The sequence below is a fragment of the Enterovirga sp. CN4-39 genome (genome assembly GCF_049446235.1).
Classification (GTDB): Bacteria; Pseudomonadota; Alphaproteobacteria; order Rhizobiales; family Beijerinckiaceae; genus Enterovirga.
Genome location: NZ_JBMSEF010000031.1, coordinates 1 through 13,050, shown reverse-complemented (window position 1 = coordinate 13,050; position 13,050 = coordinate 1). Strand labels below are relative to the sequence as shown.

16 protein-coding genes are annotated in these 13,050 nt (G+C 67.3%); 5 read left to right on the top strand and 11 right to left on the bottom strand.

Annotated features, from left to right (window positions below; translation table 11 throughout):
* Positions 1-31 precede the first annotated feature (31 nt).
* The 6 genes from groES to ACO2SS_RS27150 form a co-directional block, all read right to left on the bottom strand.
* Positions 32-343, bottom strand: coding sequence for a co-chaperone GroES (gene groES, locus ACO2SS_RS27175; protein ID WP_423280999.1), 312 nt, complete (start codon positions 341-343; stop codon positions 32-34).
* Positions 344-651: 308 nt separating this feature from the next.
* Positions 652-1,179 (bottom strand): chromate transporter, encoded by a 528-nt coding sequence (locus tag ACO2SS_RS27170; protein ID WP_423280998.1) that lies wholly within the window; start codon positions 1,177-1,179, stop codon positions 652-654.
* Positions 1,176-1,757: a chromate transporter gene (locus tag ACO2SS_RS27165; RefSeq protein ID WP_423280997.1), complete on the bottom strand. Its 582-nt coding sequence runs from the start codon at positions 1,755-1,757 to the stop codon at positions 1,176-1,178. The genes ACO2SS_RS27170 and ACO2SS_RS27165 overlap by 4 nt, the downstream gene beginning before the upstream one ends.
* 40 nt (positions 1,758-1,797) lie before the next feature.
* Complete coding sequence (locus tag ACO2SS_RS27160; protein ID WP_423280996.1) at positions 1,798-2,664, bottom strand: DMT family transporter; 867 nt, start codon at positions 2,662-2,664, stop codon at positions 1,798-1,800.
* Between the two features lie 55 nt (positions 2,665-2,719).
* Positions 2,720-3,736 (bottom strand): KpsF/GutQ family sugar-phosphate isomerase, encoded by a 1,017-nt coding sequence (locus ACO2SS_RS27155; protein ID WP_423280995.1) that lies wholly within the window; start codon positions 3,734-3,736, stop codon positions 2,720-2,722.
* Positions 3,737-3,822: 86 nt separating this feature from the next.
* Complete coding sequence (locus tag ACO2SS_RS27150; protein ID WP_423280994.1) at positions 3,823-4,035, bottom strand: hypothetical protein; 213 nt, start codon at positions 4,033-4,035, stop codon at positions 3,823-3,825.
* Between the two features lie 145 nt (positions 4,036-4,180).
* Between ACO2SS_RS27150 and ACO2SS_RS27145 the strand changes: the two genes are divergently transcribed.
* Entirely contained in the window at positions 4,181-5,629 is a 1,449-nt protein-coding gene (locus tag ACO2SS_RS27145; RefSeq protein ID WP_423280993.1) for a mannose-1-phosphate guanylyltransferase/mannose-6-phosphate isomerase, read from the top strand.
* Between the two features lie 7 nt (positions 5,630-5,636).
* Here the strand turns inward: ACO2SS_RS27145 and ACO2SS_RS27140 are convergent, their stop codons facing one another.
* Positions 5,637-6,686 carry an HD-GYP domain-containing protein gene (locus ACO2SS_RS27140; protein WP_423280992.1) on the bottom strand — a complete coding sequence of 350 codons (1,050 nt, stop codon included), beginning with the start codon at positions 6,684-6,686 and terminating at the stop codon, positions 5,637-5,639.
* A 168-nt stretch (positions 6,687-6,854) separates the two neighbouring features.
* Between ACO2SS_RS27140 and ACO2SS_RS27135 the strand changes: the two genes are divergently transcribed.
* Complete coding sequence (locus ACO2SS_RS27135) at positions 6,855-9,566, top strand: ATP-binding protein (RefSeq protein WP_423280991.1); 2,712 nt, start codon at positions 6,855-6,857, stop codon at positions 9,564-9,566.
* A 23-nt stretch (positions 9,567-9,589) separates the two neighbouring features.
* Here ACO2SS_RS27135 and ACO2SS_RS27130 read toward each other — a convergent pair whose 3' ends face one another.
* Positions 9,590-10,339 carry an SDR family NAD(P)-dependent oxidoreductase gene (locus ACO2SS_RS27130; RefSeq protein ID WP_423280990.1) on the bottom strand — a complete coding sequence of 250 codons (750 nt, stop codon included), beginning with the start codon at positions 10,337-10,339 and terminating at the stop codon, positions 9,590-9,592.
* 105 nt (positions 10,340-10,444) lie between these two features.
* On the opposite strand from ACO2SS_RS27130, the gene ACO2SS_RS27125 reads away from it, so the two are divergent.
* Positions 10,445-10,786: a winged helix-turn-helix transcriptional regulator gene (locus tag ACO2SS_RS27125; RefSeq protein ID WP_423280989.1), complete on the top strand. Its 342-nt coding sequence runs from the start codon at positions 10,445-10,447 to the stop codon at positions 10,784-10,786.
* A gap of 60 nt (positions 10,787-10,846) precedes the next feature.
* Here the strand turns inward: ACO2SS_RS27125 and ACO2SS_RS27120 are convergent, their stop codons facing one another.
* Both ACO2SS_RS27120 and ACO2SS_RS27115 read right to left on the bottom strand, forming a co-directional pair.
* On the bottom strand, positions 10,847-11,659 hold the full coding sequence (locus ACO2SS_RS27120) for a TIGR00730 family Rossman fold protein (RefSeq protein ID WP_423280988.1): 813 nt from the start codon (positions 11,657-11,659) through the stop codon (positions 10,847-10,849).
* Positions 11,660-11,699: 40 nt separating this feature from the next.
* Positions 11,700-11,885: a hypothetical protein gene (locus ACO2SS_RS27115; RefSeq protein WP_423280987.1), complete on the bottom strand. Its 186-nt coding sequence runs from the start codon at positions 11,883-11,885 to the stop codon at positions 11,700-11,702.
* Positions 11,886-12,004: 119 nt separating this feature from the next.
* Here ACO2SS_RS27115 and ACO2SS_RS27110 point away from each other — a divergent pair, with 119 nt between their 5' ends.
* Positions 12,005-12,157 (top strand): hypothetical protein, encoded by a 153-nt coding sequence (locus tag ACO2SS_RS27110; protein WP_423280986.1) that lies wholly within the window; start codon positions 12,005-12,007, stop codon positions 12,155-12,157.
* A 24-nt stretch (positions 12,158-12,181) separates the two neighbouring features.
* Positions 12,182-12,550: a hypothetical protein gene (locus ACO2SS_RS27105; protein ID WP_423280985.1), complete on the top strand. Its 369-nt coding sequence runs from the start codon at positions 12,182-12,184 to the stop codon at positions 12,548-12,550.
* Between the two features lie 24 nt (positions 12,551-12,574).
* Here ACO2SS_RS27105 and ACO2SS_RS27100 read toward each other — a convergent pair.
* Positions 12,575-13,050 (bottom strand): NAD(P)-dependent oxidoreductase (locus tag ACO2SS_RS27100; protein WP_423280984.1); only part of this gene is annotated, 476 nt, incomplete at its 5' end.

Here is a 13,050-nt window from a genome sequence, read left to right as displayed (position 1 = left end):
AAATGGGTTGGGAACGCGGACGAAAGGCGCCTTACGCGGCCTTCGCGAGCGACGAGCCCTCGATGATGCCCATGATGTCGGACTCCTTCATGATGAGGAGATCCTGGCCATCGATCTTCACCTCGGTGCCGGACCACTTTCCGAAAAGCACGCGGTCGCCGGCCTTCACGTCGAGCGCGTTGACCTTGCCGTTTTCGTCGCGAGCGCCCGGACCAACGGCGATGACCTCGCCCTCCTGCGGCTTCTCCTTGGCGGTGTCGGGGATGATGATGCCGCCCTTCGTCTTCTCTTCGCTCTCGATGCGGCGAACGACGACGCGGTCGTGCAGCGGCCGGAAGTTCATGCGAGACCTCACGATGTCGAAAAATATGCGGGGTTACCGCTTCGCCTTCTTTAGCACTCCCCGATCGAGAGTGCCAAGGCTGGGCGGGAGATAGGCTGACGCGATTTTTGCGTCAAGCTGGTGCCGCGAGATTTTTCGCGATCTGTGGGAACCTTTCGGTCCGTCCGCCGCGGCATTTGGGACCCGCCATCCGTTGGCGCAAGAAGCCAGCTCCGGAATCCCCGCCGGACTTCCTCCGGGGATGCTCTTTTGGCGCCATTTTCTCGGGCGCTTTCAGCTCGTTAAGCATCAAACGAGATGGCCCGCCGTCATACGAACCCTGCTGCCCCCGCGGCGGCGGCGGCGCCAAAGGCCCAGAGCGGGTTGATGCGGGTGAAATAGGACAGAGCGGCGGTCGCGCCCGTGATGACGAGCGTTGTCGGGCCGGTATCCGCAGCGCGCCCCAGCAGGTAGCCAGAGGCAGCGATCAGCCCGACCGTGACGGCGGATAATCCGCTCTGGACCGGCCGGCGCCAGAGTGCATCCCGGAATCGGTCCCACACCTGGAACACGGCATAGGCCAGAACGCTGGTTGGTCCCACCATCGACACGGTCGCCACCAATGCCCCGATCACGCCGGCGACGTGCCAGCCGACAAGGGTGACCAGCAGCATGTTCGGCCCTGGCGCCGCGTTCGCGATCGCGAACAGGGCAGCGAATTCGCCGTCGGTCATCCAGCGCTCGACCTCCACGACCTGACGGTGGATCTCAGGCAACGTCGCGTTGACGCCGCCAATGGCCAGGAAGGCGAGGACGAAGAAGCGCCAGGAGAGCGTTCCGAGCAAAGCGCCGCTCACCGGACCCTCCAGTGAGCCGCGATGGACAGGGGAGCGCAGGCGAGGAGCACCGGCCAGAGCGGAAGCCGGAACAGCGCCACGGCCACGAAGACGACCGCCATGACCGGCGCCGCCGGCCAGAACCTTTTTCGCAGCATGGGCACCGCCATCTTCGCCGCCATCGCGACCACCAGCCCGGCGGCGGCGGCGGCCATGCCGGTCAATGCTCGCTCGACGGCCGGTACGTCGGCGAACTCCGCATAGAAGGCTGCGAGGACCAGCACGACGGCAATGGGTAGGCCGAGGATGCCGAGGACGGACGCGGCAGCCCCAGGAATACCGTGGAACCGGGCCCCGATCGCCACCGCCATGTTCACGATGTTCGGCCCCGGAAGGAGTTGGGCGAGCGCCAGGGTGTCCGTGAACTCGTCAGGCGTGAGCCAATGGCGACGCTCGACCACCACGTAACGCACCCAGGGCAGGACGCCCCCGAATGCGAAGGCGGCAACGCGGGCGAAGCCGAAGAACAGCTCCCAAAGCCCCGGTTTGTGCGTCGCAGCGCCGGAACCGGTGGCATCCGGGTGTTCGAGGCTTCTCATCGCGGCCCTCTAGCGCCTCCGGTATCGTCCATGAAGCTGGTTAGGCACGCCTGCGCGATCCCACGAAGGCTCCCAACAGGATGAGGACGGCTCCCAGCACCGCCCACAGCGTCGGGATCTCGGCGAAGGCGAAGAACCCGATGACCACGGCCCAGAGAAGGGCCGTATAATCCAGCGGTGCGAGCCTTATCGCTTCCGCGCCCGCGTAGGCGCGCGCGAGCAGCAGATGGCCACCGACGCCCAGGACGCCTATCAGCGCGAGCCTGGACGCCTCGTCGCCGGTCGGCATGCGCCAGAACCACCAGGCGGGGATCGCCAGCATGAGGGCGGGCGCAACGTTCTGGATGAGCACAATCAGGAGAAGCGGATCCCGCTGCGCTCGCGCCCTGAGGAGCACGTTCGACGCCGAGTAGGTCAGGGCCGAGAGCAGAACGGCGCCGACACCGAGGAGGGAATGGGAGACCACCCCGCCCTCGCTCATCTCCCGGCCGCCATGGCTGCCCAGCACGATCACGAGCACGCCCGCGAAACCCGCGGCAATCGCGGCCAGGATGCGGCCGCTGAGACGCTCCCCGAGGAGGAGCGCGGCCAGCAGGGCCGTGAAGAGGGGCGACACGAAGGAGAGGATGAGCGTCTCGGCGAGGGGAAGCTGGCCAAGCGCGTAGAAGAAGCAGACCGCCGTGATCACGACCAGGATGGCCCGCACAGCGTTGGCCCGGATCGTGTCCTCACGCGGCCAGCCGGGCCTGCGCACGGCAACGATCCCAGTCATCACGCACGAGCCAACCACGTAACGCAGGAACGCGACTTCCACGACGGGGAGGCTCGCGACGACGCCCTTGATCAGGGCGTCCATGACGGACAGGAGCGCGATCCCCGCCAGGCACTCGATAATTGGACGGTTCACGACCCCTCCCCCCGGGGCTCTTGTCGCGGCCCGCTTTGCTGCCGGGCGATTGTTCCTAGGCGACGCCGGCCCGAAGCAGGTCGTGCAGATGGAGGATGCCGGCCGGCTGCCGGCCCTCGACGACGAACAGCGCCGTGATGCGCATCCTGTTCATCATCTCCAGGGCGGCGCTCGCGAGGAACTTCGGCCCCACCGTGATCGGGTCGGGCGTCATCACCGTTTCCACCGGCTGGCCGAGGAGCACATCGCTCATGTGGCGGCGCAGGTCGCCATCCGTCACGATGCCGACGAGTTGGCCCGCGCCATTCGTAACGCCGACACAGCCAAAGCGTTTGCCGGCGATCACGAGCAGCACGTCCGACATGACGGTGCCGACCGGGACGAGCGGCATCTCGCTGCCCGAATGCATGATCTGATCGACGCTCTTCAGCCGTGCGGCCAGCGTTCCGCCCGGGTGGAAGACCTCGAAGTCGCTCGCCGTAAAGCCCCGGCTGTCGAGGAGAGCCATGGCCAGCGCGTCGCCGATCGCGAGCTGCATCAGGCTTGAGGTGGTCGGCGCCAGATCGTGCGGGCAGGCTTCCTTCACCCGCGGCAGCGCGAGCACCGCGTCGGCGGCCTGCCCGAGGGTGCTGCCGGGTCGCGACGTAATGGCGATCAGCCCGACCGAGAAGCGGCGGGAATACTCGATGAGGTTGCCGAGCTCGGCCGTCTCGCCCGACCACGACAAGGCGAGGATCACATCGTCGGAGGTGATCATCCCCAGGTCGCCGTGGCTCGCCTCGGTCGCGTGGACGAAATAGGCGGGCGTGCCGGTGGAGGCGAGGGTCGCGGCGATCTTGCGCCCGATATGACCGCTCTTCCCGATGCCCGACACGATGAGCCGGCCCGCGGCGCCGCGGATCAGCGCCACGGCGCGATCGAAGCTGTCCCCAAGGTCTCCGACGAGGGCTTCGGCGAGCGTGTGCAGACCTGCGATCTCGAGCTGCAATGTCCGCAGGCCAGCGGAGCGGGCGCGTGATCCCGCGTCTGCCTCGACGCCGACGCAGGCGTCCGTGTTCTCTGAAGCGAGCATGGCTTCCCAGGCGCTCTGATTGACGTCCGCCTTAGAGCCGAGGGTGCCGCAGACCGCAAGTAGGAGCCCCGCAACCGGGGCAAGCACTACGCGCCGATCGCCCAGCGCACGGCGGCCACCGCCGCCCAAGCGATGGCGAGCGCCCAGACCAGGGTCACGCCGGCTCCGAAGGCCAGGACGGCCGTCCCGGCATGCGCAAGAAGGCCTGCCGGGCTGCTACCTGCGGTCGCACTCGGCCATGTGAGACGATTGTTCAGCGCCGGTACAGTCGTGACGCGCCGTGTAGCGATCTGAGCCATCTTGCCTCCAAACGACACACGCGGAACCCCGGATGTTCCCCGCTGGTCGATTTGCTGCAAGAAGGAGGCTCCAGAGTGCCGGGTCAGCTGTCCGCTCCAGGACCGGTGGCTTCGGCGAGAAAGTCACGACGCGAAGAGAGTCTCAGTGGATATCAGCATCAGCTCGAGCACCGTCGACGTCACCCCGTTCATCATGTGCGGCGGGAGCGGCACGCGGCTCTGGCCGGTGTCGCGGGCTTCCATGCCGAAGCAGTTCCAATCCTTCTTCGGAGAGCGGACGCTGCTGCAAGACACGGCCGTGCGGGTAACGGGTCCCGGCTTCGCACCGCCAGTTCTGGTCGCGAACGAGGCTCACCGCTTCGTGGTCGCGGACCAGATGGAGAGCCTCGGGATCCCACGCGCGCAGATCGTCCTGGAGCCGGAAGGGCGGAACACGGCGGCCGTCGCCCTGGTGGCGAGCCTGCTCGTTGAGCGCCAGAACCCGGATGGGCTCGTTCTTCTTCTTCCATCGGACCATCTGGTGAAGAACACCGCCGGGTTTCAGGACATCGTCCAATCCGCGGTGCCTGCGGCCCAGGCCGGGTGGATCTGCCTGTTTGGGATCGCCCCGGACCGGCCTGAGACGGGGTATGGCTACATCGAGGTGGGGAACGAGGCCGTTCCGGATACGGCATCGCCCGTGCGGAAAGTCTCCCGCTTCGTCGAGAAGCCGAACCGCGAGGCCGCCCAGAGCCTCCTAGACGCGGGCAACAACGTCTGGAATTCCGGCATCTTCCTGTTCTCCGCCACGGCGATGCTCGCGGAAGCCGAGCAGCACTGCCCCGACCTTCTGGCCGGGATTCGCGAGGCGCTTGCCGGCGCGACGGAGGATCAGGACTTCCTCCGGCTTGAGGCGAAGGCCTTTACGAAGCTCCAATCGATCTCCGTCGATTATGCCATTATGGAGCCGAGCCGCCGCACCGCGGTGGTCAGGGCCGAGCTCGATTGGAACGATCTCGGCGCCTGGGACGCCATCTACGCCGCCCACCTGCCGGACGCCCAGGGCAATGTCTTGCTCGGCAAGAGCGTCGGATACGACACGCGCAACTCGCTGATCCGCTCCGACCACCACCTCGTCACGACCGTGGGGGTTGAGAACCTTATCGTCGTCGCGACGGACGATGCCGTGCTGGTCGCGGACAAGTCACGGGCCCAGGGGGTCAAGGAGGCCCTGGAGGCGATACGGCAGAAGGGCTTCGGGGAAGCCGCGACCCATAGCGAGGTGCACCGGCCTTGGGGCAGCTACCGGTCCATCGTCTCGGGGGACCGCTTCCAGGTGAAGCTGATCACCGTGAAGCCGGGCGGCCGGCTCTCGCTGCAGCTTCACAGGCACCGGGCTGAGCATTGGGTGGTCGTGAAGGGCACCGCGCAGATCACCTGCGGCGAGCGCGTCTTCATGCTCTACGAGAACCAGTCCACCTACATCCCGCAGGGCGAGACCCACAGGATGGAAAATCCCGGCCACATTCCACTCGAGCTCATCGAGGTTCAGTCCGGCTCCTATCTCGGCGAGGACGACATCGTCCGGGTCGAGGACGTGTACGGCCGAAGCTGACGGAGGCTCAGGCCGCCCGCGGCGGGGCTTCGTGGGCGGCGATGCGCAGCACTTTCGGCCACGAGGCCAGAAAGGCATCCACGCAAGCCGGGTCGAACTGCGTCCCGGCATTCTCCACGAGGTATTGCCGCGCCGTCCTTACTGGCCAGGCCTTCTTGTACGGCCGGTCGGATGTCAGGGCGTCGAACACGTCCGCCACGGCGACGATCCGGCCGGCGAGCGGAATATCCGTCCTGGCGAGCCCATTCGGATACCCACCCCCGTCCCATCGCTCGTGGTGGCTGACTGCGATATCGGCCGCTAGCCGGATGAGGTCCGACGAGCTTTCCTTGAGGATCTCGTAACCCCGCTCTGCGTGCCGGGAGATAAGAACACGTTCCTCCGGCGTGAGCGGGCCCTGCTTCAGCAGGATCGAATCCGGCACAGCGATCTTGCCGATGTCGTGCATGGTCGAGGCCAGCCCGAGTTGCCTGCACCAGTCCGGCTCGCAGCCGAGTTCCTCGGCCATGAGCTTGGCGTATTGCGCCACGCGCCAGACATGCTCGCCCGTGTCGGTGTCGCGGTGCTCGATGGCCCGGACCAGCCGCTCGACGAGTTCACGCTCGCGGGCCTCGATTACGGCGACGGCCGCGGCGACTTCCCGGCTTAGCCACGCTGCCCGGTCCGCCTCCGATACGCGCGCTTGGTTCAGCGCAAGGAGGTTGCCCACGCGCGCCCGGATCTCGACGGGATCGAAGGGCTTGCCGACGAAATCGGTCGCGCCGGCCTCGAGGGCCTCCCGCCGGAGCGAACGCTGATCGCTGCTGGTCACCATGACGACCGGCACATGGGCGAAGCCGTCGAGCTTCCGGGCAGCCCGGATGAACTCGATCCCGTTCATGCGCGGCATCTCGAAGTCGACCATCGCAACGCCGACCTCGGCCGCTGATTCCGTCAGGTAGGCGAGCGCCTTGTCGGGAGACGTGAAGGCCACGGGCGTGCATTCGGGCACGCCTTTGAGCGCCTCCGCCATGAGCACGTTGTTCAGCTCGACATCGTCGAGAACCAGGACCTTCATCGTCGCTCAGTCCAGCCCAGGGCCCGTGGGCGAAACTCGCTTCTGGCCGAATTGAAACTACTTCGAACGCAGCCGAATGGAATGGGCGGCCTTCTTAAGAACTTCCAACCTACACCATTGGCGGCGAGCTTTTAATCAATCGTTCTCGGCCGGATGGAAACGACACGCGTGGACGCGCCAGGACTGGACAGAGCTGCGGTCGGTACATCGATCACGAAGAAGCTCGGTCGCCTCGTCGCGATCGCGATCAGCATTGCCATGCTGCTCGTCACGGTCGTGACGGTCTGGCTCACGGTCACGCTCTACACGGAATCAAAAAGCGAGACGCTGCGCGCCGCCGCCAGGGCCTTCGCGGCCTCAGCGGGACCCGCCGCAGCGGCAGGCGACCAGACGCGCGCCATGCTCGCCCTGCGCGGCATCGCCCAGCTCTCCGGGATCGATTATGCCGCCGTCCAGGACGAAGCGGGTCACGTGCTGGCGGAGGCTGGCTCGGCGACCCGGCTTGCGAACGATACGGCGATCTCCGAAGACGAGTCGCTTTCGCCCATCACCCTGCTGCGCACCCGCACCGCCGAGGTCTCCGTGCCGATCGTGAACGGCGGCGAGGTCGTCGGCCGCATGGTGCTGGTTGGCGATGCGAGCGACCTGCGGCATCGCCTGATGCTGGTGCTCGCCGTGGCGGCACTCGGCGCCGTGATCGCGGCCGGGATCGGCATCCTGGTCTCGGCGCGGCTCCAGCGCTCGATCACGCGGCCGCTCATCGCGCTCTCGCGCACCATGGGCAGCATCCAGGCGACCCACGATTACGCGACCGTGGTGGATGTTCGCTCTGACGACGAGATCGGCCTCCTCGCCCGCAGCTTCAACACGATGCTCAGCCAGATCCGGCAGCGTGACCGGCGGCTCGCGGAGCACAGCGAGCACCTGGAGCGGGAGGTGGAGGATCGAACGAGGGAGCTCAAGCTGGCCAAGGAGGACGCCGAGGCAGCGAATGGGGCTAAATCCGAATTCCTCGCCACCATGAGCCACGAGATCCGCACGCCCATGAATGGCATGCTCGTGATGGCCGAGCTCCTCGCCGCAGCCGACCTTCCGGACCGCCAGCGCCGCTACGCAGAAGTGATCGCCCGCTCGGGCCACAGCCTTCTGGCAATCATCAACGACATCCTCGACGTCTCGAAAATCGAGGCCGGCAAGCTGACCCTGGAGGCGATCCCCTATTCGCCCGCCGAGACCGTCGACACGATCGTGACGCTCTTCGCCGAACGGGCGGCCAGCAAGGGCCTTGACCTCGCGGCCTATGTCGCGCCCGACGTCCCATCGGAGCTCGTTGGCGATCCGGTCCGGGTGACGCAGGTGCTGAGCAACCTCGTCAACAACGCGCTCAAATTCGCCGAGGCTGGGCACGTCTCGATCCGGGTCGAGCTCCATCCCGGCGCAGTCCGCTTCCTTGTTGCGGATACGGGGATCGGGATCGCGGCCGACAAGCTCGGCACCGTATTCCAGGCCTTCTCTCAGGCGGACCAGAGCACCACGCGTCGCTTCGGCGGCACGGGACTGGGCCTGTCGATATGCAGCCGCCTCGTCGAGGCGATGGGCGGCGAGATCGGCGTGACGAGCGTCGAGGGCGAGGGATCGGAGTTCTTCTTCGACCTTCCCATTGCCGCCACGATGGAGACCGCCGTTTTCCCCCGGCCGGAGCGCTGTGTCGTCGTTCGGCTGCGGGGCGACGCCACCCGGGCCAACGCGATCGAGGCACTCGCGGCCCGGGGCTTCAGGCCCGTCGAAACACCGGCTGGCGACGAGTGCTTCGACCTCGTGGCCGATGCGGCCGAGCTCATCGCGGCCGGGCGCCGTCCGGAAGGAGCGGTTCGACTCGTGGCCGTCGCCGCCATGGGCGATGTGGCTGGACAGGAGGCCTTGCGGACCGGCCTCGCCGATTGCGTTATCCGCCGCCCGCTCGTGCAGTCGGAATGGGGTGACGTGCTCGCCCGGCTGGCCGACGGACGGGCGTTCCGGCAGGACGGCGATGCGAGCCCGCGCACGGCGGACACGCTGCCGCGCTTTGAAGGTTTGCGCGTGCTCGTCGCAGACGACAGCGCCGTCAACCGGGAGGTCGCGAGCGAGGCTCTCGCGCGGCTGGGCGTGAAGCCTCGGCTCGTCGAGGACGGCCGCCAGGCGGTCGAGGCGGTTCGGATCGGCGCTTTCGACCTCGTGCTCATGGACGGCTCCATGCCGGTCATGGACGGCTACCAGGCGAGCCGGGCGATCCGCGAAGAGGAGATGACCAGCGGCCGTCCCCGGATCCGCATCGTGGCCTTGACGGCCCATGTCGTCGGAGCAGCAGCGGAAGCCTGGCGTGGGGCAGGCATGGACGCCGTGCTGCACAAGCCCTTCACGGTCGAGAAGCTCGCGCGCTGCATCGAGGCCCAGGTGTCCGGGCTCGCATTGGGGCGCAAGGCAGCTCCGGATAGCCTGTCAGAACAGAGCGATCTCCTGGATATCGAGACGCTAGCGGGGCTCGACGAGATGGCCGGGGTGGGCGGTGGCGACTTCATCGGCCGCATCCTCGGCCTCTTCCGGGAGCATGGGCCGGAGGCGCTGGCGGCGCTCGATGACGCGATCCGCGACGGACAGGCCGGCGAGGTCGCCTCCGCGGCTCACAAGCTGAAATCGATGAGCCTGAACGTCGGCGCGCGGGCGCTCGCCGACATTCTCTCGACCATCGAAACGGACGCCCGGGATGGTGCGGTCATCCCGCCCCCGACGATCTTGGACGAACTCCGAATCTGTCTCCGGGCGAGTCTCGCCGCCCTGGACGACCGGTACACTGCCCCTAAGGCCAGCACATCCGGAGTGGAGGCTACCCAGGCTGCCTGATGCGTCTAGGCCGAAGGCGCCGGTCAAATCTGCGACTGGCCTCCATCGGCAAACAACTCGCTACCATTGACGAAGCTGCTCTCGTCCGAAGCCAGAAAGAGGGCGGCGGAGGCGATCTCGTCGGGATTTCCCATCCTGCCCAGGGGAATGGCGGCCTCGGACGCAGCCTTGAACGCGGCATGCTGCTCCTCCGTCTGGCTCAGCCCATGCCAGCCCGGGGTCGAGGTCGCACCGGGCACGAGCACGTTCACGCGGATACGGCGCGGTGCAAGATCCTGGATCCAACTGCGGGCGAAGTTGCGGATGGCCGCCTTGCTGGCGCTATACACGCTGAAGGACGGTGCCCCCGTCGTGCCGGCCGACGATCCCGTCAGGATCACCGACGCGCCGTCCCGCAGCAACGGCAGGGCCTTCTGGACCGTGAACAGCGTTCCCCTGACATTCGTCCCGAAGATGCGGTCGTAATGCTCCTCCGTCACTTCAGGCAGAGCGGCAAACTCGCCGCCGCCGGCATTGGCGAACAGCACGTCGATCCGGCCAGCCTCCTCCCGCACGATCTCGTAGAGCCTGTCGAGGTCGGAGAGTTCCGCGACGTCCCCCTGAACGGCGCGCGCACCGCCGCCCACCTCGGCCGCTGCCGCGTCTAGTTCCGCTCGGCGCCGCCCGGTCATGAACATCCGTGCGCCCTCCCGGGCGAAGCGCCTCGCGCTTGCCAATCCTATCCCGCTATTCGCCCCGGTGATGACCGCCACCTTGCCGTCGAGCTTGCCCATGTCGTCTCCTGTCGATCGACAGTCCCGATATGGACGGGCACCGACCAGAGGTTTAGTACCTACCTAAAGGTAAGTGAAAGGCAAATCATGGACGGAGATGCACCTGTGTGCGGCCTCGATGTCGCTCTCGCCGTAATCGGCGGAAAGTGGAAGCCGGTGATCCTGTATCATCTCCAGGGTGGTCCCACGCGGTTCGGAGATCTCAAGCGCCTAGTGGCTGGCATCAGCGAGAAGGTGTTGATCCAGCAATTGCGCGAGCTGGCCGCCGCCGGCGTGCTCCTCCGACACGATCACCAGCAGGTGCCGCCGAAGGTCGATTATGCTCTCACGCCCTTCGGGATGACGCTCGTCGAAGCACTCAAGCCCCTGTGTGACTGGGGCACGCGCAACCGATCCAAGATCGCGGAGATCATGCCCTCGCGCCCGCAGAACGTCGTAGCAGCCTGACCCATCTGCCGGGGCAGGGTCGCACCCAGAGCTCGTCTGCAAGCTGCTCGAGCCTGCACGTCAGAGCGTCGGGGGCTTTCCCATCTGTTCGGGCGAAGAGAACGGCCGCTCGACGTCCACCTCGCGGCGCCGCAGCGCCGTCCAGGCCGCTTCGGGATCATTCGCGAAGGTGAACAGCTTCAGGTCATGCTCGCCGATCACTCCAAGCTCGACAAGACGCTCGAAATTGACGACTGAGCTCCAGTACGCCTCGTCGTAGAGGATGATCGGGATCGGCGGAGACTTGCCGGTCTGTTTCAGGGTCAGGATCTCGAACAGCTCGTCGAACGTGCCGAAACCGCCGGGGAACACGACCAGCGCATTCGCCCGCATCGCGAGGTGCATCTTGCGCATCGCAAAGTAGTGGAAGCGGAAGGTCAGGTCGGGCGTGGAATAGGCGTTCGGTTCCTGCTCGTGCGGCAGGGTGATGTTGAAGCCGATGGACGGTGCGCCGACATCGTGCGCACCCCGGTTCGCCGCCTCCATGATCCCCGGCCCGCCGCCGGTCGCGACGACGTTGTCGCGCATGCCGTCCTGCGGCTCGAGCGCCCCGCCCTCCTCCGATACTATCCGGCCGAAGGCGCGCGCCGCCGCGTACCAGCCGGCCTGAAGCCCAGGCCCGTCCTCCCGGATGCGGGCGCCCCCGAACACGACGACGGTCGAGCGCACGCCCCACGACCGCAGGGCTTCCTCGGCCTTCGCGTATTCGATGAGGAATCGGACCCCACGCATCGAGTCGCCCAGGAGAAAGTCCTGGTCGAGCATCGGGAGCCGGTACGATGGCGATTCGATTTGCGCTCGGTTGTCGCCGGCCCGCGGGAGGTAAGGTGCCATACGGCCTGATACCCCGCGGTTCCGCCCGGCTGAAGGGCAATTAGGCCTGATGGCCGGAGCGCCCGGACTCCGGGCTCTTGCCAGTCTCAACTCCCTCCGTGATCCCGTGACCGTCCCGCACCCGGGTCTCCGCCCCCGGCGGCGGCGGGCCGATGCCGGTCGGGTCGCTATTGTCCGGGACGCCGTTCGGCGGCTTTTCGCTCCCCTGCTGCCGATCCTCGCTCATGAGCCCTCCTCCGCCCAGACCGCCTGAGCGGGGGCGGAACCGGAGCGCTGCCTCCCTGGTTCCGCTCCCGACTGGGCAGCCCGGCGACGGGCCGTCTCCGAACCAGGGCAAGGAGCGACATGGAAAACCGCAGCAAGGTGGCCAACTACATCCTGGCCGGTCTGGCCGCGATCGTCGTGGTCGCCGGGGCCATCGGCTACCAGATGACCCAGGAAGGCCAGCCGACCCCGACAACCGAGAGCGCAGCGCCGGCGGACCAGAAGCCGCAATAGGCCGGCGGATCGAAGGAGGATTCGATGTCCTTTCCACCGGGCGAGATGCCGCCCACCAACACGATCAAGCGCATCGATGCACCGCCGGAGAGCGACAATCCGACGACCGCCCAGCTCAAGGCGGACATTGACAGCGGCAGGACCGGCGACAAGATCGGGGTGTACGACCCCGGCCTCTCGCCCCTCGGCACGGACGACGAGGCGGCCGGGAGGCCTCCCGAACCTCAGCGTGTTCGGCTGGCGCGCCAGTTGGAGCGGGTCAAGCGCTGGGCGAGTGGCGGACGGGCGATACCCACCAGCCACGAGACGCCAAGCCAGGCGGCGTACCTGTTCATCGGTCTCACCGCCGCGATCGGGGTCGTGCTCGCCGTCGGAATCGTCGCGACCTCCTGAGCCGGGCGGCGCGCGTAGGCAGGCCTAGCGCGGCAGCTCGACGAGGTTGATCGGCTCGCCTCGCATGAAGGCCAGCAGTTGATCGATCGCCGTGCCGAACAGGCTGTCGTAGGTCTCGCGCGTCACATAGCCGAGATGGGGCGTGCAGAGCACGTTCGGCAGGCCGATAAGCGGATCGGCTGCGCCGAGGACCGGCTCCTCCTCGAAAACATCAACGGCCACCCGACCCGGCCGCCCGGCCTGCAGCGCCTCGACGAGTGCGCCGGCCTGGATGAGCGGCGCGCGGCTGGTGTTCACCAGCAGGCCGTCCGGCTTCATCCGGCCGAGATCCGCGGCCGTCACGATGCCGCGCGTCTCGGGCGTGAGCGTGATGTGGAGGCAGATCACGTCGCAGGCGGAAAAGAAGGCGCCGCGGCCCGAGGGCACCTCGAAACCATCCGCCTTCGCCCGCTCCAGCGAACCCTCGCGACCTAAGCAGAGGACGCGCATCCCGAAGGCCC

Coding starts and splice junctions, on each gene's coding strand:
- ACO2SS_RS27105 (WP_423280985.1), top strand. CDS start 12,182: ATGTCCTTTCCACCGGGCGAGATGCCGCCCACCAACACGATCAAGCGC.
- ACO2SS_RS27120 (WP_423280988.1), bottom strand. CDS start 11,659: ATGGCACCTTACCTCCCGCGGGCCGGCGACAACCGAGCGCAAATCGAA.
- groES (WP_423280999.1), bottom strand. CDS start 343: ATGAACTTCCGGCCGCTGCACGACCGCGTCGTCGTTCGCCGCATCGAG.
- ACO2SS_RS27150 (WP_423280994.1), bottom strand. CDS start 4,035: ATGGCTCAGATCGCTACACGGCGCGTCACGACTGTACCGGCGCTGAAC.
- ACO2SS_RS27115 (WP_423280987.1), bottom strand. CDS start 11,885: ATGAGCGAGGATCGGCAGCAGGGGAGCGAAAAGCCGCCGAACGGCGTC.
- ACO2SS_RS27130 (WP_423280990.1), bottom strand. CDS start 10,339: ATGGGCAAGCTCGACGGCAAGGTGGCGGTCATCACCGGGGCGAATAGC.
- ACO2SS_RS27140 (WP_423280992.1), bottom strand. CDS start 6,686: ATGAAGGTCCTGGTTCTCGACGATGTCGAGCTGAACAACGTGCTCATG.
- ACO2SS_RS27155 (WP_423280995.1), bottom strand. CDS start 3,736: ATGCTCGCTTCAGAGAACACGGACGCCTGCGTCGGCGTCGAGGCAGAC.
- ACO2SS_RS27110 (WP_423280986.1), top strand. CDS start 12,005: ATGGAAAACCGCAGCAAGGTGGCCAACTACATCCTGGCCGGTCTGGCC.
- ACO2SS_RS27165 (WP_423280997.1), bottom strand. CDS start 1,757: ATGAGAAGCCTCGAACACCCGGATGCCACCGGTTCCGGCGCTGCGACG.